Genomic DNA, 25,076 nt, shown 5'->3' with positions numbered 1-25,076 from the left:
GTTCGCGGCCCGGCTCGCGTTTGCGCGGCCGTCGCGTCCGCGACGAAGGAGCAAGCGGCGGTCGCGCAAACGCGAGCCATAAAGGGGCCGCGAACCCGCCGCGACGAAGTCGCGGCAATTGAACACAGCTACCTACTGCGGCGGCTCTTCTTCCGTGGAGGCGGCAGGAGGCCTTCGGCGCGCAGCCGGGCAGCGTGCTCGGCCAGCGCTTCGACCAGGGGACCGACCTGGGCCACCTCGGGCTGCACGTCCACGCGCAGGCCGAATTCGATGGCGGTCTCGGCGGTCTTGGGGCCGATGCACGCCACGATGGTGCGCGCGTGCGGCTTGCCCGCGATGCCCACCAGATTGCGCACCGTGGAGGACGAGGTGAACAGGACCGCATCGAAGCCGCCGGTCTTGATCATCTCGCGGGTCTCCGCGGGCGGCGGCGAGGCGCGCACCGTGCGGTAGGCCGTCACGTCATCGATCTCCCAGCCGCGGTCGCGCAGGCCCTCGGCCAGCGTCTCGGTGGCGATGTCGGCGCGCGGCAGCAGCACCCGGTTCACCGGGTCGAACACGTCGTCGTAGGGCGGGAAGTCGGCCAGCAACCCCTCGGAGGACTGCTCGCCGCTGGGCACCAACTCCGGGTTGATGCCGAACGAACGCACCTTCTCCGCGGTGGCCTCGCCCACGCAGGCGATCTTCACGCCGGAGAACGCCCTCGCGTCCAGGCCGAACTCGGCGAACTTCTCCCAGACCGCGCGCACCGCGTTGGTGGAGGTGAACACCACCCACTGGTAGCGCCCGTCGACCAAACCCTTGACCGCGCGCTCCATCTGGGCGGGGCTGCGCGGTGGCTCGACCGCGATGGTCGGCACCTCCATCGGGATGGCGCCGTGCGTGACGAGCCGTTCGCTCATCTCCGCGGCCTGATCCTTGGTGCGCGGCACCAGCACGGTCCAGCCGTACAGCGCGCGCGACTCCCACCAAGACATCTTCGACCGGTGCGCGACCACCTTGCCGATGGTCACCACCAGCGGGCCGACCAGTTCCGAGGCCGCGCTGTTCAGCGTGGCCAGGGTGGCTTCGATCGTGCGCTGCTGACGGGTGGTGCCCCGCACCGTCACCGCGACCGGGGTCTGCGGCGCCATGCCGTGCTCGACCAGGGCGCTCGCGGTCTCGGCGAGATGCCCGGAGGTCGCGTGCAGCACGAGCGGGCCGGGGGCGGCCGCGAGCGCGGCCCAGTCGACCTCGCCGCGCACGTCCGCCTCGGTGTGCCCGGAACCCAGGGCGATGCCCGCGTAGCTGGGCACCGCGGAGCCGTTGGGCAGGCCGGGCAGCACCTCGAAGACCATGTGCGACCTGGTGACGGCGTTGACTTCGGCGATCACCGAGTCGGTGGTCAGGGGGTCGCCCGCGACCACGCGCACCACGTCGTGCCCGGCGCGCGCTTCGGCGATCAGTGTCTTGGCCACCTCGGCGGGCTCGCCGAGCGCGGGCCGCACGTCGACGGGACGTTCCCCGTCCGGCCCCGGCTCGACGGAGGTGCCGATGAGGGCGAGCACGCCCTTGTCGACGTCCGGGTCGGTGAACGCCAGCGTCGCCCGTCCGATCACCTCACGGGCCCGGACGGTGAGCAGCGCCGGGTCACCCGGACCCGATCCGACGAAAAGGATGCGACCGGGGTGCTTCTTCGTGGCTCGGCTCATGCCTGCACCTCGCTTGCGCTCGGCTCCGGCATACCCGAGGGCACGGTGCCTGTGCTTCCGCTCATCGGCTGTTCTCCATTGGGCTGGGGTTGGGCAAGTCTGTGGCGGGCGAACTCACCGCCCGGGTGGGGGAACCGTCGTCCGGTTCGGCGGCGAGCAACTCGCGCGCACCCATGTCGAGCAACTCGCGGGCAAGCGCACGGCCGAGTTCCTCCGCGTCGGCCGGGGCGCCGACCACCGAGGCCCGCAGCACGTCGGATCCGTCGACGGCCGCCGCGCAGGCGCGCAGCGACAGCTCGTCCACGATCCGCCCGTCGTCGTCGAGCGATTCGACCACTTCGGCGAGCGCGCCGATCGGCGCGGTGCAGCCCGCCTCCAGTTCGGCCAGCAGTGACCGCTCCGCGACGACCGACGCGCGGGTGGCCGCGTCGTCCAGTCCGGACAGGATCTCCACCAGCGCGGCGTGGTCGCTGCGGCATTCCACCGCGAGCGCGCCCTGAGCGGGCGCCGACAGCATCTGCACCGGCTCCAAGGCCTCGGTGACCGCGTCCAGCCGGTCGATGCGGGCCAGTCCGGCTCTGGCCACCACCACGGCGTCCAGCTCGCCCTCGCTGACCTTGCGCAACCGGGTGTCCAGGTTGCCGCGCAGCGGGACGACATCGAGGCCGAGCCCGAGCGCCCTCAGCTGGGCCGCGCGGCGCGGCGCCGAGGTGCCGACCTTGGCACCTGCGGGCAACTCGCCGAGCACCAGCCCGTCGCGTGCGACCAGTGCGTCGCGCGGGTCCTCTCTGGGCGGGATGGCGGCGATGGTGAAGCGCGGGTCCTGCGCGGTGGGCAGATCCTTGTAGGAGTGCACGGCGATGTCGATCGCGCCCGCCGCCAGCTCGTCGCGGAGCGCGGAGGTGAACACGCCGACACCGATCTTCTGCACCGGGTCCGACGACAGGTCGCCCGCGGTCTTGATGACGACCAGCTCGGCCGGCTGCCCGGCCGCGATCAGCGCGTCACGCACCGTGCCCGCCTGGGTGAGCGCGAGCAGGCTCCCCCGGGTGCCGATCCGCCACGGGGTACGGGTGCCCTCCGCGGTCGCGTTGTCTTCTCGGTGCACCATGGTCATGCCGTCTGCCCCTGTTCCTCGCCGCGATGGCCTGCGGTGAAGTCGTCGGCCAGCACGATCTCCGCGTCGGCCGCTGTGATCTCCGCATGATCTCCGGCGAGCGCGGTGATCTCCATCGGCGCGGCGACCGCTTGGGCCGCACCTGGTTTGAGTTCGAACAATTCGCGCAGCGCTTCGGCGTAGCTGTCGCCGCCCGGCGTGGACGCGAGCTGCTTGACCCGCACCGTCGGCGCGTGCAGCAGCTTGTCGACCACCCGGCGCACCGTGCGCGCGACCTCGTCACGTTCCGGGTCGGCCAAGCCGGGCAACCGCGAATCCAGCCGGAGGAGTTCGGCCTCGACCACCTCCGCGGCGCGCTGGCGCAGCGCCGCCACCGTCGGGGTGACCTCGGCCATCCGCTGACCGGCAAGGTATTTGGCCAATTCGTCGGCCACGATCGACCGCGCGGCCGCGGTGTCGTCGGCGGCGGCGCCCGCCGCCGGATCGCGTTGCAACGTCTCGATATCGATGAGCGTGACACCGGGCAGTCCGGCCACGGCGTGCTCGACATCGCGCGGCAAGCCGAGATCGCAGAACACCAACGGCCGCTCCACGGTGGCGAATTCCTCGCCGCGCTCGCGCTCGGTGAGCGCGCGGTGGGTGTCGGCGAGCGTCACGACCGTGCCGACCGCACCGGTGCAGGTGACCACCGCGTCGGAGGCGGCCATCGCCTCGGTGAGCCGCGACAGCTCCATGGCCTCGGCCTCGACGCCGTGCGTTCGCGCGGTCTCGGCGAGTCTGCGCGCCCGCGCGAGAGTGCGGTTCACCACGATGATCCGGCCGATCCCGGCGCGCGAGAGATGCGCGACCGCGAGACCGCCCATGGCGCCCGCTCCGACCACCGCGGCGGTCCGGCCGACCAGCGGGCCGAGTACCTGCTGCGCGCGATCGAGCGCCACCGAAACCACCGACGCGCCCGCGCGATCGATGCCGGTTTCGGCGTGCACCCGCTTGCCGACCCGCAGCGCGTGCTGGGCCAGTTCGTGCAGGGTCCGTCCGACGGCCTGCTGCGCGTCGGCGGAGGCGTAGGCGCCGCGGATCTGGCTGAGCACCTGCTGCTCGCCGACCACCATCGAGTCCAATCCGCTGGCCACGGCGAACAGATGCTCGGCGGCGGCCTCGGAGTAACGAACGTAGGCGTGCTTGGTCAGATCCGGCATCGGCAAGCCGGAGTGCTTGGTCAGCAGGTCACCGATCTCGGCGAGGCCGCCGTGGAAGGCGTCGACCACCGCGTAGACCTCCACCCGATTGCAGGTGGAGACGATCATCGCCTCGGACACGTGGCTGGAGGAGATCAGGCGGTCGATCAGTTTCGGCCGGTCGGCATCGGTGACGGCCACCTTCTCCAGGACCGGGACCGGCGCGCTGCGATGCGAGATGCCGACGAGGAGAACGCTCATGCCGCCACCATCCCGGCACAGGCGGGACACACCGCCGTGCTGTGCTGCATGATTCGCTCGCTGCGCTCACTCATGGTGTGACCACCGATCCCTTGCTGCTTGGCTCCGTTGCCGTATGCGAGGTTGCCGTATGCGGGGTTGCCGAGTGCTGGAGCGCCGGGTGCGCGGGCGCCGCGTGCGGCGCGGGCAGACGGTGCGCGATGCGCCCCGACCCGGCGTGCGCGACCTCCGGCAGCGGAGGCTGCTCGGCGTTGCGCACCCGTTCGAACGAGAGCATCTGCATCTCGACGGCCAGGTCGACGCGACGGACCTCGACCGTCGCCGGTGCGACCAGCTCGCAGGGGGCGAAGCTCAGAATCGACTGCAGTCCGGACGCGACGAGCCGGTCGCACACGTCCTGGGCGGCGTCGTCGGGCACGGTGATGACCGCGATGGTCGGCTTCAGATCGGCGACCGCGCCGGCCAACTCGGTGACGTCACGCACCACCAGGCCCGCGACCGGTATGCCGATCACGCCGGGGTCGCTGTCGAAAATGCCGACCACCGTGAAACCGCGCCGCCGGAATCCGCCGTAGCCGACCAGGGCGCGGCCCAGGTTCCCCGCGCCGACCAGCACGACACGGTGGCCCTGGGACAGGCCGAGGACGCCCTCGATCCGGGCGCGGAGCTTGGCCACGTCGTAGCCGACGCCGCGAACCCCGTTGGGGCCGAGGAAGGACAGATCCTTGCGCAATTTGGCCGAATTGACACCCGCCGCGACAGCCAGTTCCTCACTAGATACGATGGCAACACCGTCGTCGGCCAACATGGCGAGGACCCGGAGGTAGGTAGCCAGTCGCGCGACGGTGGCCTGCGGGATGTCCTTCTGCAGAGCCCTGCCGGAGACGCCACCTGGCGCCTCATGCTGCTCTGTCACGTCGTCGGCTCCTCGTCCCGGGGCTCGGGCTCCGGTTCGTCGCTCGACCCCGCTGACCCGGGGACGGTCCGGTGCCATGGTGTCGAAGTTTCGGATTTCGGGGCGGCTCCGCAGCCTCGGCATGCGGGTCGCGTGCCACCACCGTAACTGCTTGTGAAGCCCTGCACAAAGTCGGTGAAATTGGCCTCATTTTCCGTCGCGACCAGCGCAGCGGCCGAATCGGACGGAAAACGGGGTACTCAGCGCTTCAAGTCCGCCCGCAATCGGGTCTCGTCGACATCGAAATAGCTGTGTTCGCGGCCGTCGAGCAGAACGACGGGAAGCCGGTCGCCGTACTCCGCGCGCAGGCCAGGGTCGGTAGCGGCGGCTTCGTCGACGTCGACGGTCCCCGGTTCGATACCGAATTCGGCGCAGATCACGCTCAGCTGTCGCAGTGCCGTCGCACACAGCCCGCACCCCGCGCGAGTCAGCAATGTCACCGAATGTGTGTGATTGGTCATGACCGAAATTTAATCCGGGGCCGAACACCGCGAGGGCTCGGTGTGCGCAACGCGAATGTGTCGCGCGCCGCCTTCTGCCGTGACTGTCGCATGATCCGGCTACTGTTGACATGGTTCGCGCGACGGGCGGAGGTACTGGTGCCGGAACGATCGAAGGTGGCGAGGGCCGGATTCATCGCGGGACGATTCGGTGAGTTTCCGGCGCGGTGGAACCTGAGCCAGATGGGCCAGGGTCTGCAAGACCAGCTCGCCCGCATCTCGCGCAGCCCCTTCGGCCCGAGTGAAGAGGAATTACGGGCCAATCTGGCCGGTGAGGCGAGCGCCGACGCGGCGCTGACCCTGCACGACGCGGAACTCGCCGCGGGCGAGGCGGTGGCAGGCCTCGAGGCGCCGCGCGACCTGACCGCGGCGGCGTTCTTCGACGTCGACAACACCATGGTGCAGGGCGCATCCATCGTGCATTTCGCCCGCGGTCTGGCGGCGCGCAAGTACTTCAAGACCTCCGATCTGGTGGACGTCGCCTGGAAACAGGTGAAATTCCGGGTCACCGGCAAGGAGAGCAGCACCGATATGGCCAGCGGCAAGGAGAAGGCGCTGGCGTTCATCGCCGGGCGCTCGACCGCCGAACTGGCCGCACTGGGCGAGGAGATCTACGACGAGATCATCGCCGACAAGATCTGGCCCGGCACTCGCGCGCTCGCGCAGATGCATCTGGATGCGGGCCAGCAGGTGTGGCTGGTGACCGCGACCCCGGTGGAGCTGGCGCAGGTGATCGCCAAGCGGCTCGGCCTCACCGGAGCGCTGGGCACCGTGGCCGAGAGCGTGGACGGGACGTTCACCGGGCGACTGGTCGGCGACATCCTGCACGGCCTGGGCAAAGCGCACGCGGTGCGCACCCTGGCGATCCGCGAGGGCTTGAACCTCAAGCGCTGCACCGCGTATTCCGACAGCCACAACGACGTGCCGATGCTCTCGCTGGTCGGCACGGCCGTGGCGATCAACCCGGATTCGGACCTACGCGAAGTCGCCAAGAACCGCGGTTGGGAGATCCGCGACTTCCGCACCGGCCGCAAGGCCGCGAAGATCGGCGTGCCCACCGCCCTGGCCCTCGGCGCGGCAGGCGGCGCCGTCGCCGCGGCCGTAACCCGCCGCCGCGACGACCACTAGCAACCCCTACCCGGTGAAGACGTTGCGGCGCTTGGTGAGCAGCTTGTAGAGCGTCTGCTGGATGGTCTCGCGTACCTGGTCGGTGACCTCGAACATGGTCATCGGGTCGTCGGCGGCCTCCGGCTCGTAGGGCGTGGTCGGGACGGGGGTGCCGAATTCGATGTACCACTTGGACGGCAGCGGTACCGCGCCGAGCGGGCCCAGGTGCGGGAACAGCGGCGTCACCGGGAAGTACGGGAGGCCGAGCAACCGGGCCAGCGGCTTGAGATCGGCCAGCTTCGGGTAGATCTCCTCGGAGCCGACGATCGAGCACGGGATGATCGGCACGCCGGTGCGCACCGCCGCGGCGACGAAGCCGCCCCGGCCGAAGCGTTGCAGCTTGTAGCGATCGGTGTACTGCTTGCCGACGCCCTTGAATCCTTCCGGGAACACGCCGGTCAGCTCGCCGGAGCGCAGCAGCCGTTCGGCATCCTCCCGGCAGGCCAAGGTGTGGCCCGCGCGGCGCGCCAGCACACCGAGCACCGGTGTCTCGAAGATCAGGTCGGCCGCCAGCAAGCGCAGCGCGCGCTGCTTGGGGTGCCGGTCGTGCACGGCCAGCTGCAGCATCAGACCGTCCAGCGGCACGGTGCCCGCGTGGTTGGCCACGATCAGCGCGCCGCCCGCTTCCGGCAGGTTGTCCATCCCGCTGACCTCCACCCGGAACCACAGGTCCGACAGCGGGCGCAGGGCGGGCAGGATGACCGACTCGAGCAGGTGCTCGTCGAAACCGAATTCGTCGAGCTGGTAGTCGCCGGTGAGCCTGCGGCGCGCGAAATCCGCGGTCTTGGAGATCTGCTTGCCGAGCGCGCCACGCAGCATCCCGGACAGCGACTGCGGCGCGGCGGGCGTCACCGCCGCGCGCCGCTCGACCAGCGAGGTCACCGGACTCGGAGCGGCCAGGCGGCGTGGCGCCGGACGCTGGCGCGTCTCGATCTGAAGATCGTGGAGTTGGATGACTTTCGCTACGTCATTCATTGGTGTGCTCCCGTACCGGCCCCGAGCAGGCCGAGCAGTTTGTGTTCTGCGGCGTCGATCCACGCTGGATCGACTACGGGCCGCAACGCTGCGCCCCCGATGAAATCGTCGAACGCCTGCACCGTCGTCCAGCGCGGCACGAACTCGAGTTCCGTGCGCATGCGCGTGGTGTCCAGGCCACAGCCGAAGTGGAAATAGTCGAGCTGTTCGGCGGAGAACTCCCGCATCACCGGGCCCATGAGGAAGCGACCCGCGGTGCGGAACATCGTGAAGGGAACGGGCAACTCGATCAGGCCTGCCCGCCGGACCGCCTGCGACAGCGACAGCGCGCCATCACCCGCGATGTTATACGTGCCACTGACCGTACGCCGTGCCGTATGGGTCAGCGCGGCCACCGCGTCCTCCTCGTGCAGCAGCTGCATCCTGGCGTCCCGGCCGAATACGGTCGGGGTCACCGGCGAACGCAGATATTGCGCACCGCGGGCGGCCAGCCGCGGGCCCACGATCGGTGCGAATCGCAAAATCGACGTGGCGATATCGGGACGCCGCCGGGCGAGGCCGCGAACATAACCCTCTATATCGATCATGTCGCGCGCGAACCCGCCGCGCGGTGGCGTGCGGGCGCTCATTTCCTCACTGAATTTCGCGGGATCCTTCGCGCTGCACCCGTACACCGCCGACGAGGAGCGCAGCACCACCCGGCGCACCGACGCCACCTTCTGGCACACCGCGAACAGCTGCATCGCGCCGAGGACGTTGTGATCCTTCATCACCGCGCGACCGCCGCCCGCGGGCGGGCGGGTCAGCAGGGCGGTGTGCACCACGGTGTCCACCTCACCACCATCGATCACCTTACGGATCAACGGGTTTCGGATGTCCGCTCGTACGAATTCGGCGCGGCCCATGCGCCGCTGCAACTCTCGGCCGGGCGTCATCGTGTCGACGGCGAGAATGCGCTCGATCCCGGGATCCTGGGCGAGGCGTGCGACGACCGTGCCGCCGAAGAAGCGGCTGGCTCCAGTGACCAGCACTACCTTCGGCGCGTGTCCTTCCCGACCCTCAGAACCCACCGGCACCCTTTCCCTTGCCAGCCCGCCCTTGTGATTATTCCCAGTGCCCAGGGTAGCGGCTATCTACCCGCTCTCCGAGAGTATTAACCAGGATCTAACGATGACTTCAGTCACTTGATACAAATGGCGATTCCAAAATTTCAAAATTTCAAACAAAAGGGCCCGTCACCTATTGGTGACGGACCCCTCGCAGCTAACACGCAGCGATGCCTACTTGCCGAGTTTGCGCCGCTGGACACGCGTGCGGCGAAGCAGCTTGCGGTGCTTCTTCTTCGACATGCGCTTGCGGCGCTTCTTGATCACAGAACCCATAGGGTTGTCCTCGCGTTCTCTCTACTCGGCGCGCACGCTGCCCGTGCGCGATTGCCGGACGTCCGTCCGCCCTGGCCCCGGCCGACGGGCCGGGGTCGCTGGGCAAGCTCACGCCCCGTGTTCGCGCCGCCGGATACCACGAGGCAACGAACAGCGATGCCACCGGCGGGCGAACACGAACCGAGGATCTATCGTAGCGGCACGCCCCGCTGGTCTCGAAACCGCCTCATCCGGCGTCGAAATAGGACGTTTCCAGATAGTCGTGTACCGCCTTGGCGTGCACTCGGAACGATCGGCCGACGCGCACGGCGGGCAACTCGCCCGAGTGCACCAGCCGGTAGACCGTCATCTTGGACACCCGCATCAGACTCGCCACTTCGGCGACGGTGAGAAACTGGGTACCGCCGCCGAGCACGGATTGCCCCTGCGTCGCGACCTCACGCTGGGTACGGGAATTCCCCCGACCGCCCGCGGGACCGGAGCCGCCGGACGCTCCGGAATTCGCAGACATCTTGTTCGCAGACATCATTGCACCATTGACCTCCGGCACGTCCGCGCCACCGGCTTCCCCACCGGCGGAACAGACACGCACGTGCTCCTTGAAGCTTAGCGGGACCAGTGGTGTTACTGCGACGGGAGTGAGAAATCGGGTTTTCCGATTTCCTACAGACCGGTCACTCCGCGGACGCTCCTTGTTCGACCGACCGTTGCTTGGCCGCGAAGAGCGCTTCCAGGAACGCCGAGCGTAGTCCTCCGCGCTCCAGCTCGCGGATCGCCGCGGCGGTGGTGCCCGCGGGCGAGGTGACCGCGGCGCGCAGTTCCGCGGCGGTCTGGCCGGAGCCGTCCAGCAGGGCGGCCGAGCCGACCATGGTCTGCACGACGAGCTGAGTGGCCACATCCCTGGTGAGCCCCAGCCCGACGCCCGCGTCGACCATGGCCTCCACGACCAGGAAGAAATAGGCGGGCCCCGATCCGGACACGGCGGTGACCGCGTCCATCTGGCTCTCCGCCACCGTGACCACCTTGCCGACCGCGCCGAGGATCTCGGCGACCAGCTCCAGATGCTGCTCGCGCGCGTAGCGACCCGGCGCGATGACGCTCATCCCCTGTCCCACCAGCATCGGCGTATTCGGCATCACCCGCACCACGGGGAAGCCGGCGGGCATCTTGCCCTCCAGCCGCGCGGTCGGCACGCCGGCGGCCAGCGAGACCAGGACCTGATCGCGGTCGCTGCCGATCTCCGCCTTGCCCAACGGCGCGAGCACGGCGTCCACATCGCCCGGTTTCACCGCGATCACCAGCAAATCCGCGCCGATGGCCGCATCGGCCAAGTCGTCGGTGACCCGGATTCCGAAGCGGTCGGCGAGCTGATGGGCCCGCTCCCGGTGGGTCTCCACGACGACCAAGTCCTTGGTCAGCCGCCCGGACTCCAGCAACCCGGCGACCAACGCCTCCCCGATGCGCCCGCCACCGATCACCGCAATTCTCGTCATGGGGCTCAAGGCTAGACGGCGCGCGCCGGGGCTCAGCGCTGGGGAACGAGCGCCAGCTGACGACTCTGCGCGACGACCGCGCCGGTCGAGTCGAGCACCAACTGGTCCTCGTCGAACATGCGGCCGCCCACCTCGTGCGTGGTCGCGATGATCCGCAGCCAGCCCGGTGCGGGCCTGCGACGCAGGTAGGTGGTCATCTGCACGGTGGGGGCCCAGCCGAAGTGACCGAGGTTCATCGGCACCGGCGGACTCATGTCGGCGCTCATCATGGCGAAGTACATCGCGACGTCGGGGTCCTGTTCGTCGCCCGGCCTCGGGCGCATCCACATCCGCAGCCGCGGCTCGCCCTTCGCGCCCTCGAGGAAGCGGGCCCACTCGCGGTCGAGATGGATCTCGGCGCCCCGGCCGACGTGCACGATTTCGCCCATCGTGGAGCCGGGCTCATAGCCGACGGCGTCGGCAGGCGGCTGCTCGGGCATGTCGGAATGCTCCGGCGCGTAGATCGGGTCGGCGTCGTCGAGGCGGCTGAACGTCAGCGCCGTGCGCACCAGGACGCGACCGTCCTGGACGAGGTCGGTATCGGCCAGGCAGATCTGTCGACCGATCTTGCGAACCCGCACCTCGTATTCGACCTCGCCGGGGTTCGGGGCGCCGAGGAAATCGGAACTTGCGGCGATCGGCGCCATGCCGACCAGCGCGGGATCGGACGCACGCAGCCAATTCGTCGCCGCTGCCGCGCTCGCGGCGACCATCGTGCCGCCGTGCACCTTCGGGCCGATGGTCCAGATGTCGTCGATGATGCCCAGATAGCGGCCGGTTCCCGGGGTGGTCGGCGGGGCCTCTTCCAGCGCGCACACCCGGCTGAACGGCGCGTCGGTCGTGGCCGCCGGGCCGAAATCTGCCGTCAGCTCCGTCGTCATCCTCACTCCTGTCCTCCGTCGACCGTCGACCCACCCGATGGCGGCACTCGCGGCCACGTAGCCGGACTGCCGCCGAAGGGGTTCGTACAGCGTACAACGCACCTCGGACAGGATTGCATCGCCGCATACCGGAGTAGCGACGAGCGTCACATCGGTGGTTCGGGCGACCTCCGGCTCGCGCCGGCGGGCGTGGGCGCGGCGGCCACGACCAAATGCTTGCGCGCGAAGGCCAGCGTGCGATGCAGCATGTCGGCCCGCTCCTTGGTGGCGCGCGCGTTCTGCGTATTGATCTCGGCGACGACCTGACCGGTGAAACCGGTGCGGACCAGAGTCGCGCACACCTCCACGCACGGTTGAGAGCCCTCGCCGGGAACGAGATGTTCGTCGTGCGCGGCGCCCCGGCCGTCGGCCAGATGCAGATGGGCCAGACCGGGGCCCATGCGGGCGGCCAGAGCCAAGGGGTCGGCGCCGGCGGTGGCGGTGTGCGACAGATCCAGCGTGTAGTGACGGAAGCCGGTGTCGGTCGGGTCGTAGGACGGGCTGAAGGCGGTGAGCGCCGGACCCGGGCCGCCGCGCCGCTCCAGCCGTTTCACCGCGCCCTCCCGCCGGCCGAACAGCGTGTCCGCCCGCATCGGGAACATGTTCTCCACCGCGACGATCACCGGGCTGTTGTCTTCCAGCTCGGCCACCTGCGCGGCGAACCCGGCGGCATAGCGGCGCTGCCAGCGGAACGGCGGGTGCACGACCACCGTGCTCGCGCCGAGCGACTCGGCGGTACGCACACTGCGCTCGAGTTTCGCCACGGGATCCGAACCCCACACCCGCTGCGAGATCAACAGGCATGGCGCGTGCACCGCGAGCACCGGCACACCGTACTGGCGCGAGTAGGCCTGCACGGTGGCGATGCTCTGACTGGCGGGCTCGGCCCAGACCATCAACTCGACGCCGTCGTAACCGAGTTCGGCGGCGTACCGGAACGCGGCCTCCGTATTCTGCGGGTACACCGAAGCGGTCGAGAGCCCCACCTGGATCGGCTTCGGCCGGGACAGATCCCCGCCGTCTTCCGGGGCGCCCGCGCCGGTGCGCGACCCCACCCCGGTCTCGTTCGCCTGTCCTATATTCGCCACGACTGCTCCCTGCTCAGTTCGTGCTGAGTAGAAATGCCAACGGCCCCAGCGTGACGAAGATGCCCACGACCACGGCGATCACGGTGCTGAGGATGTCGTCGGTCCTGCGCAGAATCCGCACGAGGGCCACCAGACCGAGAATCACGATCATCGCCAGCGCCAGCGCCACCCACGGGAGCATCTCCCACATGCGCTCGAAGCCTTTGAACAGCAGCATGCCCGCGACAGCGGCGCCGATGCTCTGACCGCCGAGGATCATCCACTGGCGCCGGTTTTCGTCGTCCTCCGCCTTCTTGGCCGCCCTGGACCGGCGCGGCGCGGTCGCCCTGGTGACGGCGCGAGGTTCGTCGGCGAGGTCGTCATCGACGTCCTCGTCCAGCTCGATCGGCTCGTAGACGTCGGTGGCGCCGTCCATCTCCGCCGCCTCGGCGGCGCGCCCACCGCGCCCACCGCGGCCACCGCGCCGCGCAGCGCTGCGCTCGGCCCGGTCGACGCCATCGCGCAGCAGGTCACCCGCGACCGTCTGGCCGGAGAGCAACTGCTGGTCCTGGTTGGCCAGCGACCACGCGGCCGTCGGAATGCCGCCGGATTCCGGCGGGGGATCGCCCTGCGGCTTGTGCCGCCGGGCCGACCAGGCCGGTAGACCGTTCTCGCCGACGCCCTCCCGGCGCGCTGGTCTTCGATGCGCATCCGGCTGCGGCTCCGGCGCAACGGGCCTGCCCGGCTTCGGACGCGGATCGGGCGGCGGCGGGAGGGGCAGCGGTTCCGACTGCGGGGTGAAACCACCGGTGGCGGGTGACCAGGCCGCGGTGGACGGGCCGAGATCCTCGGCCGCTTCCGCGGCCTCCGCCGCCCTGCGCCGCGCGGCGCGACCGCCCCCGGCGCCGTTACGCTCGGGAAGAGGCGAGCGGCCGAAGCCGGGCTCGTCGAACTCCGCGTGACCGTTGCGGCCCGGTTCGTCTGCTCCGCGACCGGGCAGCGGGTCCCGGCCGAACGGCTCGGGCCGGACCTCGTGCCAGGACCGGACCTCGGTGGCCTCCTCCTCCGGTTCCTCCCGTCTGCGCCTGCGCCCCGAGCGCGGAGGCGTCTCGGGCACGCCACCCGGCAGGTCGGGCACGTACGGACCGGGGGCCGCCGAAAACAGGTCCGACACCGGGGTATCGGGCGACAGCGGATCGTAGGACGTGCCGTGCCGCGCGGAGGGCATGTCCCGGCCGGGCATGACCCGGCTGGATCGCCCGGGGGGCGGATCGGCTCGCGGCGGGTCGGGCTGCGCGTAGCCGGCCAGCGGGTCGTACATCGAAATCGGCCCCGACATGGGCGAATACGACGACGGGTCGGGCTGCGGCTCGGGCGCGTAGGACGCAGGCTCAGGCGGGGGCGGATCGAACGAAGGCGGCGCGTAGGCGGGCTCCTCCGCTCCGGCATCGGGCGCCGCGTGCGCGGAGTGACCACCGCCTTCCCGGATGACCGGCAGGTCGCCGGTCAGTTCGGCGACGGAGATGCCCCGGCCACTGCGGCGGCGCCTGCCACCGCCGGACGAGCCACCGCTCTGCTGGCCGTTTCGTGCCAGCAGTTCCGCGACCGACAGCTGTTTGGAGTCCTCACTCATGACGACACCGTCCCGATCGAGCCCGGCGCGGGCGTGCCGCCGCCGGACGCAGGCCGACCGTCTCCGGTCGCCGTGCCCGCTGAGTACGTTGCTTCGGGTCCACCATTCATATCGGTATCCAGTTTGCGCAGGATGAGCCCTTCACGCAGCGCCCACGGACAAATCTCCAAGGAATCAAGCGAAAGTGCCCGCATACTCGCCTCCGCGACCAATGCGCCGGCCACCAATTGCTGTGACCGATCGGAACTTACGCCTTCCAATTCTGCACGGTCCGCCGCCGTCATTCGCGAGATGAACGCAATCAGTTGGCGTAGGCCCGAGCTCGTGAGTGTACGACGCGCCCGCGGGCCCGCCGCCGAGGGCGCCGCTCCGGTCAGTCGGGCCAGGGACCGGAATGTCTTCGAAGTGCCAACGGCCAGATCGGGCTTGCCCGGCTCGAGCAGCTTCTTCGCAGGCACCACCAACTCGGCGTCGAGCCAGTCGCGCAGCACGGCCACCCGCCGCTTGCCCGGCGGGTCCTCGCGCAGCCATTCCCTGGTCAACCGGCCCGCGCCGAGCTGTAGAGACACCGCGACGTCTGGTTCCTCGTCGCCGCCGTTGGTCATTTCCAGCGAGCCGCCGCCGATGTCCAGATTGAGAATACGCCCGGCGCTCCAGCCATACCACCGGCGCACCGCGAGAAAGGTCAGCCGCGCCTCGTCGACGCCGGTCAGCACCCGCAGGTCGACGCCCGTCGCGGCGCGCACGCGGCCGAGCACCTCTTCGGAGTTGGCCGCCTCGCGCAGCGCCGAGGTGGCGAACGGCATCAGTTCGACGCACTTGGACGTCTCGGCGATGCTGGCGAATTCGGCGACGGTGTCGATCAGCCGCTGCGCGCCCGCCTCGGTGATGCAACCTGCGGCGTCGATGTTCTCCGCCAGCCGCAAGGTGGCCTTCGTCGAGCTCATCGGCAGGGGGTGACCGCCACGATGCGCGTCCACCACGAGCAGGTGAACGGTATTGCTTCCGACATCGAGTACCCCAAGCCGCACATGAACACGGTACTGGGTGACGCGGCACTACAACCCAGGCGACTGAACTGTTAGCGTCCTATTTCGTGACGGTAGGCGCATCCCCGAGCAGCCAGACCCGGCCCCGACCAGCGGGGAAGATCGACCCAGCCCCCGAAGTCGATCCCGACTTTCCCCGGGAGTGGATCGAGTTCGTCGATCCGGCAAACGACGAGCATCTGATCGTCGCCGACCTGACCTGGCTGTTGTCGAGGTGGACGTGCGTGTTCGGCACCCCCGCCTGTCAGGGCATCCTGTCCGACCGGCCGGATGACGGCTGCTGCTCGCACGGCGCGTTCCTCTCCGACGAGGACGACCGCAAACGGCTGAGTCGCGCTGTGAAGATGCTCACACCCCAGGACTGGCAGCTGCGGGGCGAGGCGACCAACGCCCACGGCAAGATCACCAGGGGCGGCTACCTGGAACTCGACGAGTTGGACGACGAGCCCGCGCTGCGCACACGCCGGTTCGAGGGCGCCTGCATCTTCCTGAATCGCCCCGGCTTCGCGGGGGGCGTCGGCTGCGCCCTGCACACCATGGCGCTGCGGCGCGGCATCGAGCCGCTCGAGGTGAAGCCGGACGTGTGCTGGCAGCTGCCGATCCGCCGCACCCAGGACTGGGTGGACCGGCCCGACGGCGTGCAGATCCTGCGCACCGTGATCACCGAGTACGACCGCCGCGGCTGGGGGCCCGGCGGCGCCGATCTGGACTGGTACTGCTCCGGCTCCCCCGACGCGCACGTCGGCAGCAAGCCGGTCTGGCAGTCCTACGGCCCCGAGCTGACCGAACTGATCGGCGCGCCCGCCTACGCGGAGCTGGCCAGGCATTGCAAGCGCCGCGAGGGCCTCGGTCTGGTCGCCATCCATCCGGCGACGGTGCATGCCGAACGGATGCCCGATTCCACGGATCCGCTCGCCTGATCGTTTGCCGACCGAGCGCCCGATAGGGCGGCCGTTCGCCGCGCGGTACCGCGCGTGGTTCACCCCGTCGCCATGCGCGCTTCACTCCGATGGGGTTTGATGTGCCGTTATGTCCAAGAAAGTTCTCACCGCGGCGACCATCGCCCTGGGCGCCGCCCTCTCGCTGACCGGAGTAGCCCACGCGGAGCCGAACGGCGACCCGCACAAGTTCTACGACTTCACCACGGAATTCGTGGCTGCCACCGATCCGGCGGCGGTCAACGCCAAGGCCGCGGGCAAGCTCCTGATCGCCAGCCCGTACGGCACCTCGCACACCATCGCCTGCCGCGGCACCAACACCGCGGACCTCTACGACTGCATGCAGGAAGACGATCTGGGCTGGATCACCCTGCAGAAGACCGAGACCCCGCTCGGCACCACCTGGATCTACTTCCCCTGACCTCCGCCGACGCGACGGCCGAGAGCACCGCAGTGCTCTCGGCCGTTGGTGTTCCGCGCCGCGCCGGCGGTCATGCCTCCAGTTTGTAGCCGAGGCCGCGCACGGTGACCAGGTGTTCCGGCTTGGCCGGGTCCGCTTCGATCTTCGAGCGCAGTCGCTTGACGTGCACATCCAAAGTCTTGGTGTCACCGACATAGTCGGCGCCCCACACGCGGTCGATCAGCTGACCGCGGGTGAGCACCCGCCCGGAATTGCGCAGCAGGTATTCGAGCAGATCGAACTCCTTGAGCGGCAACGTGACCGGCTTGCCGTTCACCATCACGGTATGCCGGTCCACGTCCATCCGGACCGGACCGGCTTCCAGCACGCCGCTCTCGTTGGTGCCGTCCAGTTCGTCGCCCGCGCCGCGGCGCAGCACGGCACGGATGCGCGCGATGAGTTCGCGAGCGGAATACGGCTTGGTGACGTAGTCGTCGGCGCCCAGCTCCAGCCCGACCACCTTGTCGATCTCGCTGTCGCGCGCGGTGACCATGATCACCGGGACGCCGCTGCGGGTGCGCAGCTGCTTGCACACGTCGGTGCCGCTCATGCCGGGCAGCATGAGGTCGAGCAGGACGATGTCCGCACCGGACCGGTCGAACTCGGCGAGCGCGGACGGCCCGTCACCGACCACGGTGACCTCGAAACCCTCCTTGCGCAGCAGGAACGCGAGCGGATCGGCCAGCGACTCCTCATCCTCGACGATCAGAACACTCGTCATCTGCGTGCCTCCACACCATTCGGTCGGCCCGGTCCGGTAGGACGCGGGCTTGTTTCTATCGTGCTCACCACGGCACCGTCGTGGTCGTCGTCGGCGCCTGCTTCGTGGTGGGCGGGTATGCGCAAGGTGAACGTCGATCCGGTGCCCAACTTGCTCCACAGGGTGATTTCCCCGTTGTGGTTGGCGGCCACGTGTTTGACGATAGCCAGGCCCAGTCCGGTGCCGCCCGTCTGACGCGAACGCGCCTTGTCGGACCGGAAGAATCGCTCGAACACCCGCTCCTGGTCCTCCTTGGCGATGCCGATGCCGCGGTCGGTGACCGCCATCGCCACGTGATCGCCGCGCAGCGAGCGGCTCACCGACACGTGCGAACCGGCCGGTGAGTAGGCGATCGCGTTCTCCACCAGGTTGGACAGGGCGGTGACCAGCAGGGTTTCGTCGCCGAGCACCTCGAGCCCGCTCGGGCGGTCGGTGCTGACCGTGATCCCGGCGGCTTCGGCGGCGGTGCGGGAACGATCGACCGCCTGCGTGACCACGGTGTCCACGTCCACCACCTCGAGTTCGGGCAGTTTCTCCGCGCCCTGCAGGCGGGAGAGGGCGATCAGCTCGGTCACCATCTTGCCGAGGCGGCGCGATTCGCCGAGCACGCGCTGACCGAAGTGTCGCACGGCGTCGGGGTCCTCGGCGGATTCCAGGAGAGCCTCGGCAAGCAGGCTCATCGCGCCGACCGGGGTCTTGAGCTCGTGGCTGACGTTTGCGACGAAGTCGCGGCGGGTGGCCTCCATGCGGGCCTGTTCGGAATCGTCGTCGGCGAACAGCACGGTGAAGGTGGTTTCCTCGCGCGACAGTTGCCTGGCGACGCCGCGTACCGCGATGCGGCCCCGGCCGGGGACCGGATTCTTCGCGGTGAGGTCGAACTCGGCGGATTCGCCGGTGGCCAGCACCTTCTCCACCGCGGCCCAGGCGCGCTCGTCGAGCAGGCGATTGCGGACCAGTCCGAGCTCCTCCGCGCGCGGGTTGACCAGCACGACGTCGCGGTATTCGTCGACTACCGCGATACCGCTCTCGGAGGCGAGCACGATCAGGTCGAGGACCTGGGACATGGTGAGACCGGAGTCGGCCTGCCTGCGCGCGGCCTGCCTGGCATTCACATACGGGATCAATAGCCCGCCGACTGCCAGGCCGACGACAGCCGCCAAGATGGCCAGCAGCACGGCCTGGGGAACACTCACACTTGAATCGTACGGTCGCCGACCAGTAGGCCACCGCCGGGTACGTGAAGTTTCGCGCAGGTCACAGGCCCTTCCGGCCCTGTTAGCCGCATGTTTACGCACTGTTCGGCATGGGGTACTGGCAACGTATTCACCGGGCGGTCAGTCTGCTTCGTCCTCGGCCCCGGCGAGCGCCTCGTTGACGGCGCGACCGTGCTTGTCGACCCAGTCGCCGAGGGCGTAGATCGGGATCAGCAGGTCCGCACCCGCGGCGGTCAGCTCGTATTCGACTCGCGGCGGCGCCTCGGCGTAGCGGTGACGGCGCACCAGCGTCATCCGCTCCATCCGGCGCAGCGTCTGCGTCAGCATCTTCTGGCTGATCCCGCCGATGGCCGCGCGCAGCTCGCCTGGCCGCATGGGTCCCTCGCGCAGCATGTACACGATCACCGGCAACCAGGAGTTGCCGAAGATATCCACACCCATCCGCGCGGGGCAATCGGATTCGAAGTCGCCGTACGGCGCGAACTCCACCCGCTCGGCGGTGACCGGTTCGATCGGTGCCGTGCTCACCGTTCCAGCTTGCCAGCGCCGTCGCGCACCCCGGAGTGCCCATCGGGATTCCTAGCGTTGTGAGCGAACACCTTCGAGTCAGGAGTTGGAATGCGAATCGGAATCATCGGCGCGGGCGCGATGGCGCGGGCGCTCGGCGGCGGCTGGAGCGCGGCCGGTCACGAGGTGCTCGTCGGCGCCCGGTCCGCCACCGCCGCGGGAGAACTGGCCGCCACGATCGGCGCGCGGGCCGGAACGATCAGGGAGGCGGCCGGATTCGGTGATGTCGTCGTGCTCGCGTTGCCGGTCCAGGCGTTGCGGGAGGTGCTGCACGCCGTCGGGACCCTGCTGGCCGGCCGCACGATCGTCGACTGTACGAACGCCTTCGCACCGGATGCCGCGGCGCCCGAGGGAACCACCGCGTTCGTGCTCGCCGAAGACGCTGTCGCGGAGGGGATCGCGGCGCAGGCGCCCGGCGCGCACGTGGTGAAGGCGTTCAACCTCTGTGCCGCCGAGGTATGGGAGGCGAAGGAGCGGATCTTCGACGGCCGCCGCCTGGCGATGCCGCTGTGCGGCGACGACGAGGCGGCGGTGCGAGCGGTCGCGGCGCTGGCCGAAGACCTCGGGCTGCAACCGATCCCGGCGGGCGGGCTGCACCGGGCCCGCTATCTGGAGGCTGTATCGGTGTTCACCGTCGGTCTCTGGTTCGCCGGACACGACGTCCGCGCGATGTTCCCGCCCGTGGACGCGGCGTTCGCGGTCACCGACTAACCGGCCTGCAATCAGGCCGGATCGACCGAGCCGAGGTCGGCGAGCTTGCGCTCCAGCACCGCCCGCTCGCGCCGGTTGCCGCACAGAGCGATGGCGCGCTCCAGTTCGGCGCGCGCCTCCTTCGTGCGTCCCAGCCGGACGAGCAGTTCCCCGCGAACGCTCGGCAGCAAGTGCCAATGCGACAGCGCCGCGGCGGCGGCGAGTTCGTCCACGATCGGCAGCGCCGCGGCGGGCCCGCGCGCCATCGAGACGGCCACCGCCCGGTTGAGGTCGACCACCGGCGAGGGCGCGAGCCTGCCGAGCGCCTCGTAGATGAGCACGATCCGCTCCCAGTTCGTCGCCTCGACCGACGGGGCCACGGCATGGCATTCGGCGATCGCCGCCTGCAACCCGTAGGCGCCCAGCCCGCGACCGACCTGCTCGGCGCGGGCCAAGGCGGCTCGGCCCCGGCGGATCGCGGCACTGTCCCAGCGGCGGCGGTCCTGATGCTCGAGGAGCACCGGCTCGCCGTCCGGGCCGGTGCGGGCGGGGAATCGCGCCGTGGTCAGCTCGAGCAGCGCCAGCAGGCCGTGCGTCTCGGGCGCCTCCGGCACCAGCCGGGTCAGCACCCGGGCCAGGCGCAGTGCCCCGCCGGCGAGGTCGAGCCGGATCAGGTCCGCGCCGGAGCTGGCCGATGATCCCTCGGTGAAGATCAGGTAGACCACACTGAGCACCGAGCCGAGGCGCTCGGTGCGCTGCTCGACCGGTGGCACCTCGAAGGGCACCCGGGCCGCCGCGAGGGTCTTCTTCGCCCTGGTGATCCGGGCCTGCACGGTGGCGGCCGGAACGAGGAAAGCCTTGGCGATCTCGTCGCTCGTCAGACCGCCGACCACACGCAGGGTGAGCGCGACCCGCGCCTCCCGTGACAGCACGGGATGGCAGGAGATGAACATCAGCGCGAGTAGGTCGTCATCGATCCGGTCCGGATCCCACAGCACTTCCTCGGCGTCCCGGGCCGGATCGGCCGGCGCTCCTCCCGAGACGGCGCCGCCCTCGCCCAGATCCCGGGCGAGGGCGGTGTACCGCTCGTCGAGGGCGGAGCGCCGCCGGAACGCGTCGATCGCGCGGCGGCGGCCGACGGTGAGCAACCACCCGGCGGGATTGCGTGGCACGCCGTCGCGCGGCCAGGTCACCAGCGCCTCGGCAAGCGCCTCCTGCGCCAGGTCCTCGGCCAGCGCGAAGTCGCCGGTGTACCGCGCGAGCGCACCGACGATCCGGGCGGACTCGATCCGCCAGACCGCGGCGACGGCCTCACGGCCGGTGTGGTCGCCCATCGCCTCGCGATCCGCTCAGAGCTGGCCGGTAGCCTCGCGCCACGCCCGCTCCTTCTGGACCCACACGTTGTCCTGCGGGAACTCGTCGATCGTCGGGACCCGGCGGATCTCGGTCTTGAAGCCCGGGCCGGTCATCGGCATCCGCTTGGCCCATTCGATCGCCTCCTCCTTCGAGGCCACGTTGAGAATGTAGAACCCGCCGAACAGCTCCTTGGTCTCGCCGTACGGGCCGTCGGTGACGACGGGTGTCTCGGAGGAGTAGTCGACGACCACGCCCTCGGCGGCGTCCTCCAACCCCTCCGCCGCGAGCAGCACGCCCGCCCGGATCAGCTCGTCGTTGAACTTGCCCATCGTGTCGAGCAGCTGGTCGAAGTCGGTGTTCACCATCCCCGCGTAGGCCTCGTCGGTGGCGCGCATGATCAGCATGTACTTCATGGTTGTCTCCTGGCTGTCCGGGTCCCTCTCCGGACCCTCTCACCCATAGGTCGAACGAGGGCCTTCGGAGATCGACAGACGCGCCGAGATTTTTTCGATCCGGTTCGCCGGACCTTCGATCGGAGCGTGTGCCCTCGCCCATACCCCGCGGCGTCGATCATGATGCGCGAAGGGCACACGCCCGGATCTACCAGCCCGGATTTCCTCTGACCGGGATGTTGACGAAGCTCGGACGGCCGGGATCCAGCTCCAGATGCTGGGGCCGCAGGCCGGTATCGATCAGCATCGGCAGGATGGGCAGGCCCTTGGGGAAGTTGCCCGCGTACACGTCGACGCGCAGGCGGTGGCCCGGCTGCAAGAGCGCCTCGGTGGCGGGCAGCGCGATGTCCAGCGTGGTCGCCTCGCCGGGGACCGTCGGCTGCCGCTGCTCCAGCGAGGTGAACGGCCGCGGATCGGTGTAGTCGCCGTTGGCCGACTTGCTGCTGTTCGCGTCGTCGATCGCCCGCAGCGAAGCCATGAGCTGCCCCGACGACAGCACGCTGGACTGCCCGTCCGGCGCGACGTCGTTCACGGTGACCACCCAGTAGCCGTCGGCCGCGTCCTGCACGGTGTTGAGCCGCACCGCGATCCGCCCGGAGATCGAGGTCGGCTCTGCGACCGGGGCACTGGTGAAGGTCAGGCCGTTCAGCTCCTCGACCCTGGAGTCCTTGGCGCAACCGTCGATCACCGAGAGCACACCGGCGGTGCCCTGCGCGGCGTCGTTGGAGCACAGACTGGTCAGGCCGGGCGCGACGGTCAGGCGGGCGGGCTCGCCGCTGTCCTCGGGGCTGAGCGAACCGTCGTGGACACTGTTGGCGGTGCCGCTCGGGGCAGCGGACAGATACATCCTGCGATGCACCGCCTGTCGCGCCTCCGCCGCGGGGGCCGGCGCGGCGAACGAGTCGGTGGTGATCCAGCCGCCACCCTGCTGGCGCAGAGTGATCGGGCCGTACCGGTCGATGCCGTTGTCGACGTCCTTGAGCCATTTGTCGAACCACGCGCGCTGCAACACGTCCAGCCGCGGCGGCAGGCCCGGCGCGCCGTACTCGTTGCCCGAATTGAGGTGGTAGGTGTTGCCCATCAGCAATTGCTTCTGGCCCGGCGGCAGCGGAATCTCGTTGTAGATCTTGGATTCCGAGTAGGCGAACAGGTCGTGCCAACCGCCGGTGACGAAGGTCGGCGTCCGGATTCCGCTCGGATCACCGAGCCAGTCCTGACGCGGCCGGGAACCGTCGGTCAGCAGTTCCTTGGCGCGCGGGTCGAGATCCTCGAGGCGCGCGCTGGTGTAGACGTTCAGCAGGACGTCCATGAACGTCAACGGATCCCGGGCGCGGTCGGCCAGCCACGTGGTGTCCAGTTGCCCGTTGAGCACCGAAGCCAGATCGGGAATCAGCTTGAGGCCGTTGATCGCGGTCAGCCACAGCGGGATGAAGTTGAAACCGAAGCCGCCGCCGGGCGCGAGCACGTCGTTGACGAGGTCGCTGCCCGGCACCACCGGGAAGATCGCCTGCAAGGCGGGTGGGCGCTGCTCGGCGGCCTGCACCTGGTTGATCCCGGAGTAGGAGATGCCGTTCATGCCGACCCGGCCGTTGGACCACGGCTGCCGGGACGCCCAGTCGATCACTTCGACCGTGTCCTGCTGCTCACGGTCGCGCAGCATGTCCCAGACGCCCTGGGAGAAACCGGTGCCGCGCACGTCGACGACCACCTGCGAGTAGCCGCTCTTGATCAGCTGTCGATCGACGGTGAAGTTGCGCAGTTCGCCGCCGCCGAACGCCTTGGTCAGATCGGTGACGCCGGACAGCGGGGTACCGCTCATGTCGATCCGGCGGAAGAACTCGATCAGCGCGTCGGACAGGCCGGGAATCGACTGCGCGTGATCGGCCAGGTTCGACACCAGCTTGGTGTAGGGCGTGAGGTTGACGATCGTCGGCGTTGGCGTGTCGATGGGCCGGCCGGAGGCGTCCGCGGGGCGGTAGACGTTGCCCTTCAGGACAGTCCCGTCACTCATAGTGATGGGGACGTCCCATTGGATGTTGATGCCCGGGTACTGCTGGGGGCCGTCTTGCGTGGCGGCCCAGTCCGCTCCGGCGGCGCCGCCGTCCGGGCCGGTGGGCGGCGCGACGGCATCCGCGCCGCCTGCGAGAAAGGGGACGAGCATCGTGACGGCAACTGCCGCCACCGTGGCCCGCAACGCGTGCTTCATCGGACGTGATCCACCTCTCGGCTGGTCGAACGACCAGAGTGTACCGACCTACTTGCCGGTAAAAACAGTGGGTAACTTAATCGGCCGATGCTGTAGCACCGTTCGATGGCCCTCTACCGGCGTGTCGCCCTCAACACCCTGAGCCGGCGCCCGAAACGACAACGCGCTGCCACCCGAACGGGTGACAGCGCGTTGCGGAGTTCGCGGTGTGCCGACTATTTGCCGCCCTGACCGGCGACGGCGGCGGCGCCCGCGGCGGCCGCCTCGGGGTCCAGGTACTCGTGCGGGCGCACCGGGCGGAGGTCCTCGTCCAGCTCGTACCGCAGCGGGATGCCGGTGGGGATGTTCAGGCCCGCGATGTCCTCGTCGGAGATCTGGTCGAGGTGCTTGACCAGGGCGCGCAGCGAGTTGCCGTGCGCGGCGACCAGCACGGTCTTGCCGGACAGCAGGTCCTTGGAGATGGTCGACTCCCAGTACGGAACCATCCGGTTGACCACGTCGAGCAGGCACTCGGTCTTCGGGACATCGATGCCCGCGTAGCGCGGATCGCCTTCCTGGCTGTACTCGTTGGCCGGGTCGATCGGCGGCGGCGGGGTGTCGTAGCTGCGGCGCCACAGCATGAACTGCTCGTCGCCGTACTTCTCCCGGACCTGCGCCTTGTTCTTGCCTTGCAGCTCACCGTAGTGGCGCTCGTTGAGCCGCCAGTCCCGGATCACCGGGATCCAGTGCCGGTCGGCGGCGTCCAGCGCGATGTTCGCGGTGGAGATCGCGCGGCGCAGCAAGGAGGTGTAGACGACATCCGGCAGGATGCCGTGCTCGGCCAGCAGCTCCCCGGCGCGCTTGCCCTCGGCGATGCCCTTGTCGGTCAGATGCACGTCCACCCAGCCGGTGAACAGGTTCAGGGCGTTCCATTCGCTTTCGCCGTGGCGCAGCAGCACGAGGGTGTACGTCATGGGGCCATCCTCCCATGCGCGCCCGGCCGGGTCGCATCGGTTCCCGCCCCACC

The 25,076-nt window shown here is 69.6% G+C and carries 25 protein-coding genes; 4 read left to right on the top strand and 21 right to left on the bottom strand.

Features of this window, described 5'->3' with window-relative positions; all coding sequences use genetic code 11:
* Nucleotides 1-128: 128 nt before the first annotated feature.
* The 5 genes from ABZ420_RS32810 to ABZ420_RS32790 form a co-directional block, all read right to left on the bottom strand.
* Nucleotides 129-1,691, bottom strand: coding sequence for a bifunctional uroporphyrinogen-III C-methyltransferase/uroporphyrinogen-III synthase (locus ABZ420_RS32810; protein ID WP_040870383.1), 1,563 nt, complete (start codon nucleotides 1,689-1,691; stop codon nucleotides 129-131).
* Between the two features lie 61 nt (nucleotides 1,692-1,752).
* Nucleotides 1,753-2,808 (bottom strand): hydroxymethylbilane synthase, encoded by a 1,056-nt coding sequence (gene hemC, locus ABZ420_RS32805; protein ID WP_357131122.1) that lies wholly within the window; start codon nucleotides 2,806-2,808, stop codon nucleotides 1,753-1,755.
* Complete coding sequence (locus ABZ420_RS32800; RefSeq protein ID WP_357131120.1) at nucleotides 2,805-4,247, bottom strand: glutamyl-tRNA reductase; 1,443 nt, start codon at nucleotides 4,245-4,247, stop codon at nucleotides 2,805-2,807. Before ABZ420_RS32800 ends, hemC begins: the two co-directional genes overlap by 4 nt.
* A gap of 70 nt (nucleotides 4,248-4,317) precedes the next feature.
* Nucleotides 4,318-5,163 carry a redox-sensing transcriptional repressor Rex gene (locus tag ABZ420_RS32795; protein WP_357131118.1) on the bottom strand — a complete coding sequence of 282 codons (846 nt, stop codon included), beginning with the start codon at nucleotides 5,161-5,163 and terminating at the stop codon, nucleotides 4,318-4,320.
* A gap of 239 nt (nucleotides 5,164-5,402) precedes the next feature.
* Entirely contained in the window at nucleotides 5,403-5,663 is a 261-nt protein-coding gene (locus ABZ420_RS32790) for a glutaredoxin family protein (RefSeq protein ID WP_062968198.1), read from the bottom strand.
* Between the two features lie 222 nt (nucleotides 5,664-5,885).
* On the opposite strand from ABZ420_RS32790, the gene ABZ420_RS32785 reads away from it, so the two are divergent.
* On the top strand, nucleotides 5,886-6,830 hold the full coding sequence (locus ABZ420_RS32785) for an HAD-IB family hydrolase (RefSeq protein WP_062968389.1): 945 nt from the start codon (nucleotides 5,886-5,888) through the stop codon (nucleotides 6,828-6,830).
* 6 nt (nucleotides 6,831-6,836) lie between these two features.
* On the opposite strand, the gene ABZ420_RS32780 is transcribed toward ABZ420_RS32785, so the two are convergent.
* From ABZ420_RS32780 to ABZ420_RS32740, 9 genes are all read right to left on the bottom strand, one after another.
* Nucleotides 6,837-7,844, bottom strand: coding sequence for a lysophospholipid acyltransferase family protein (locus ABZ420_RS32780; protein WP_357131115.1), 1,008 nt, complete (start codon nucleotides 7,842-7,844; stop codon nucleotides 6,837-6,839).
* Entirely contained in the window at nucleotides 7,841-8,914 is a 1,074-nt protein-coding gene (locus tag ABZ420_RS32775; RefSeq protein ID WP_357131112.1) for an NAD-dependent epimerase/dehydratase family protein, read from the bottom strand. Before ABZ420_RS32775 ends, ABZ420_RS32780 begins: the two co-directional genes overlap by 4 nt.
* Before the next feature lie 210 nt (nucleotides 8,915-9,124).
* A complete protein-coding gene (locus ABZ420_RS32770) occupies nucleotides 9,125-9,226 on the bottom strand; it encodes an AURKAIP1/COX24 domain-containing protein (protein ID WP_003402602.1) in 102 nt (33 codons plus the stop codon).
* Between the two features lie 226 nt (nucleotides 9,227-9,452).
* Nucleotides 9,453-9,737 carry a helix-turn-helix domain-containing protein gene (locus ABZ420_RS32765; RefSeq protein ID WP_357131109.1) on the bottom strand — a complete coding sequence of 95 codons (285 nt, stop codon included), beginning with the start codon at nucleotides 9,735-9,737 and terminating at the stop codon, nucleotides 9,453-9,455.
* Between the two features lie 163 nt (nucleotides 9,738-9,900).
* Nucleotides 9,901-10,719, bottom strand: coding sequence for a pyrroline-5-carboxylate reductase (proC, locus tag ABZ420_RS32760; RefSeq protein WP_357131106.1), 819 nt, complete (start codon nucleotides 10,717-10,719; stop codon nucleotides 9,901-9,903).
* A gap of 32 nt (nucleotides 10,720-10,751) precedes the next feature.
* Complete coding sequence (locus ABZ420_RS32755) at nucleotides 10,752-11,639, bottom strand: thioesterase family protein (protein WP_357131103.1); 888 nt, start codon at nucleotides 11,637-11,639, stop codon at nucleotides 10,752-10,754.
* 146 nt (nucleotides 11,640-11,785) lie between these two features.
* A complete protein-coding gene (locus ABZ420_RS32750; RefSeq protein WP_357131136.1) occupies nucleotides 11,786-12,664 on the bottom strand; it encodes a sugar phosphate isomerase/epimerase in 879 nt (292 codons plus the stop codon).
* Nucleotides 12,665-12,779: 115 nt separating this feature from the next.
* Nucleotides 12,780-14,378, bottom strand: a complete 1,599-nt coding sequence (locus ABZ420_RS32745) for a hypothetical protein (protein ID WP_357131100.1) — start codon at nucleotides 14,376-14,378, stop codon at nucleotides 12,780-12,782.
* Nucleotides 14,375-15,409: a Ppx/GppA phosphatase family protein gene (locus ABZ420_RS32740; protein WP_051175599.1), complete on the bottom strand. Its 1,035-nt coding sequence runs from the start codon at nucleotides 15,407-15,409 to the stop codon at nucleotides 14,375-14,377. Before ABZ420_RS32740 ends, ABZ420_RS32745 begins: the two co-directional genes overlap by 4 nt.
* Nucleotides 15,410-15,474: 65 nt before the next feature.
* Here ABZ420_RS32740 and ABZ420_RS32735 point away from each other — a divergent pair, with 65 nt between their 5' ends.
* Nucleotides 15,475-16,347: a hypothetical protein gene (locus tag ABZ420_RS32735; RefSeq protein ID WP_357131097.1), complete on the top strand. Its 873-nt coding sequence runs from the start codon at nucleotides 15,475-15,477 to the stop codon at nucleotides 16,345-16,347.
* A gap of 109 nt (nucleotides 16,348-16,456) precedes the next feature.
* Nucleotides 16,457-16,786: a hypothetical protein gene (locus tag ABZ420_RS32730; protein WP_040870397.1), complete on the top strand. Its 330-nt coding sequence runs from the start codon at nucleotides 16,457-16,459 to the stop codon at nucleotides 16,784-16,786.
* Between the two features lie 70 nt (nucleotides 16,787-16,856).
* Here ABZ420_RS32730 and ABZ420_RS32725 read toward each other — a convergent pair whose 3' ends face one another.
* The 3 genes from ABZ420_RS32725 to ABZ420_RS32715 all read right to left on the bottom strand — a co-directional run bounded on the left by ABZ420_RS32725 (nucleotide 16,857) and on the right by ABZ420_RS32715 (nucleotide 19,327).
* Nucleotides 16,857-17,546 carry a response regulator transcription factor gene (locus ABZ420_RS32725; protein WP_043733312.1) on the bottom strand — a complete coding sequence of 230 codons (690 nt, stop codon included), beginning with the start codon at nucleotides 17,544-17,546 and terminating at the stop codon, nucleotides 16,857-16,859.
* Nucleotides 17,543-18,727 carry an ATP-binding protein gene (locus ABZ420_RS32720; protein WP_247611183.1) on the bottom strand — a complete coding sequence of 395 codons (1,185 nt, stop codon included), beginning with the start codon at nucleotides 18,725-18,727 and terminating at the stop codon, nucleotides 17,543-17,545. The genes ABZ420_RS32725 and ABZ420_RS32720 overlap by 4 nt, the downstream gene beginning before the upstream one ends.
* A gap of 192 nt (nucleotides 18,728-18,919) precedes the next feature.
* Complete coding sequence (locus ABZ420_RS32715; protein ID WP_357131094.1) at nucleotides 18,920-19,327, bottom strand: helix-turn-helix domain-containing protein; 408 nt, start codon at nucleotides 19,325-19,327, stop codon at nucleotides 18,920-18,922.
* A gap of 90 nt (nucleotides 19,328-19,417) precedes the next feature.
* Between ABZ420_RS32715 and ABZ420_RS32710 the strand changes: the two genes are divergently transcribed.
* Nucleotides 19,418-20,077 (top strand): NAD(P)-binding domain-containing protein, encoded by a 660-nt coding sequence (locus tag ABZ420_RS32710; RefSeq protein ID WP_357131091.1) that lies wholly within the window; start codon nucleotides 19,418-19,420, stop codon nucleotides 20,075-20,077.
* A gap of 11 nt (nucleotides 20,078-20,088) precedes the next feature.
* Here the strand turns inward: ABZ420_RS32710 and ABZ420_RS32705 are convergent, their stop codons facing one another.
* The 4 genes from ABZ420_RS32705 to ABZ420_RS32690 all read right to left on the bottom strand — a co-directional run bounded on the left by ABZ420_RS32705 (nucleotide 20,089) and on the right by ABZ420_RS32690 (nucleotide 25,023).
* The gene (locus ABZ420_RS32705; protein WP_357131088.1) at nucleotides 20,089-21,390 is read right to left on the bottom strand and encodes a sigma-70 family RNA polymerase sigma factor; all 1,302 of its coding nucleotides are present in this window, start codon (nucleotides 21,388-21,390) and stop codon (nucleotides 20,089-20,091) included.
* Nucleotides 21,391-21,405: 15 nt separating this feature from the next.
* Entirely contained in the window at nucleotides 21,406-21,825 is a 420-nt protein-coding gene (locus ABZ420_RS32700) for a YciI family protein (RefSeq protein WP_063051654.1), read from the bottom strand.
* 187 nt (nucleotides 21,826-22,012) lie between these two features.
* The gene (locus tag ABZ420_RS32695; protein ID WP_357131083.1) at nucleotides 22,013-24,070 is read right to left on the bottom strand and encodes a CocE/NonD family hydrolase; all 2,058 of its coding nucleotides are present in this window, start codon (nucleotides 24,068-24,070) and stop codon (nucleotides 22,013-22,015) included.
* A 215-nt stretch (nucleotides 24,071-24,285) separates the two neighbouring features.
* Entirely contained in the window at nucleotides 24,286-25,023 is a 738-nt protein-coding gene (locus tag ABZ420_RS32690; RefSeq protein ID WP_040870406.1) for a phosphoglyceromutase, read from the bottom strand.
* Nucleotides 25,024-25,076: the final 53 nt, after the last annotated feature.

It is taken from the genome of Nocardia sp. NPDC005745 (assembly GCF_040630775.1).
GTDB lineage: Bacteria > Actinomycetota > Actinomycetes > Mycobacteriales > Mycobacteriaceae > Nocardia.
This window is presented reverse-complemented; position numbering and strand designations above follow the sequence as displayed.

Excerpts from the sequence above, each read along its gene's own strand:
- ABZ420_RS32810 (WP_040870383.1), bottom strand. The coding sequence starts at position 1,691 with ATGAGCCGAGCCACGAAGAAGCACCCCGGTCGCATCCTTTTCGTCGGA.
- hemC (WP_357131122.1), bottom strand. The coding sequence starts at position 2,808 with ATGACCATGGTGCACCGAGAAGACAACGCGACCGCGGAGGGCACCCGT.
- ABZ420_RS32800 (WP_357131120.1), bottom strand. The coding sequence starts at position 4,247 with ATGAGCGTTCTCCTCGTCGGCATCTCGCATCGCAGCGCGCCGGTCCCG.
- ABZ420_RS32790 (WP_062968198.1), bottom strand. The coding sequence starts at position 5,663 with ATGACCAATCACACACATTCGGTGACATTGCTGACTCGCGCGGGGTGC.
- ABZ420_RS32785 (WP_062968389.1), top strand. The coding sequence starts at position 5,886 with ATGGGCCAGGGTCTGCAAGACCAGCTCGCCCGCATCTCGCGCAGCCCC.
- ABZ420_RS32780 (WP_357131115.1), bottom strand. The coding sequence starts at position 7,844 with ATGAATGACGTAGCGAAAGTCATCCAACTCCACGATCTTCAGATCGAG.
- ABZ420_RS32770 (WP_003402602.1), bottom strand. The coding sequence starts at position 9,226 with ATGGGTTCTGTGATCAAGAAGCGCCGCAAGCGCATGTCGAAGAAGAAG.
- ABZ420_RS32765 (WP_357131109.1), bottom strand. The coding sequence starts at position 9,737 with ATGTCTGCGAATTCCGGAGCGTCCGGCGGCTCCGGTCCCGCGGGCGGT.
- proC (WP_357131106.1), bottom strand. The coding sequence starts at position 10,719 with ATGACGAGAATTGCGGTGATCGGTGGCGGGCGCATCGGGGAGGCGTTG.
- ABZ420_RS32755 (WP_357131103.1), bottom strand. The coding sequence starts at position 11,639 with ATGACGACGGAGCTGACGGCAGATTTCGGCCCGGCGGCCACGACCGAC.
- ABZ420_RS32745 (WP_357131100.1), bottom strand. The coding sequence starts at position 14,378 with ATGAGTGAGGACTCCAAACAGCTGTCGGTCGCGGAACTGCTGGCACGA.
- ABZ420_RS32730 (WP_040870397.1), top strand. The coding sequence starts at position 16,457 with ATGTCCAAGAAAGTTCTCACCGCGGCGACCATCGCCCTGGGCGCCGCC.
- ABZ420_RS32725 (WP_043733312.1), bottom strand. The coding sequence starts at position 17,546 with ATGACGAGTGTTCTGATCGTCGAGGATGAGGAGTCGCTGGCCGATCCG.
- ABZ420_RS32710 (WP_357131091.1), top strand. The coding sequence starts at position 19,418 with ATGCGAATCGGAATCATCGGCGCGGGCGCGATGGCGCGGGCGCTCGGC.
- ABZ420_RS32705 (WP_357131088.1), bottom strand. The coding sequence starts at position 21,390 with ATGGGCGACCACACCGGCCGTGAGGCCGTCGCCGCGGTCTGGCGGATC.
- ABZ420_RS32700 (WP_063051654.1), bottom strand. The coding sequence starts at position 21,825 with ATGAAGTACATGCTGATCATGCGCGCCACCGACGAGGCCTACGCGGGG.
- ABZ420_RS32695 (WP_357131083.1), bottom strand. The coding sequence starts at position 24,070 with ATGAAGCACGCGTTGCGGGCCACGGTGGCGGCAGTTGCCGTCACGATG.
- ABZ420_RS32690 (WP_040870406.1), bottom strand. The coding sequence starts at position 25,023 with ATGACGTACACCCTCGTGCTGCTGCGCCACGGCGAAAGCGAATGGAAC.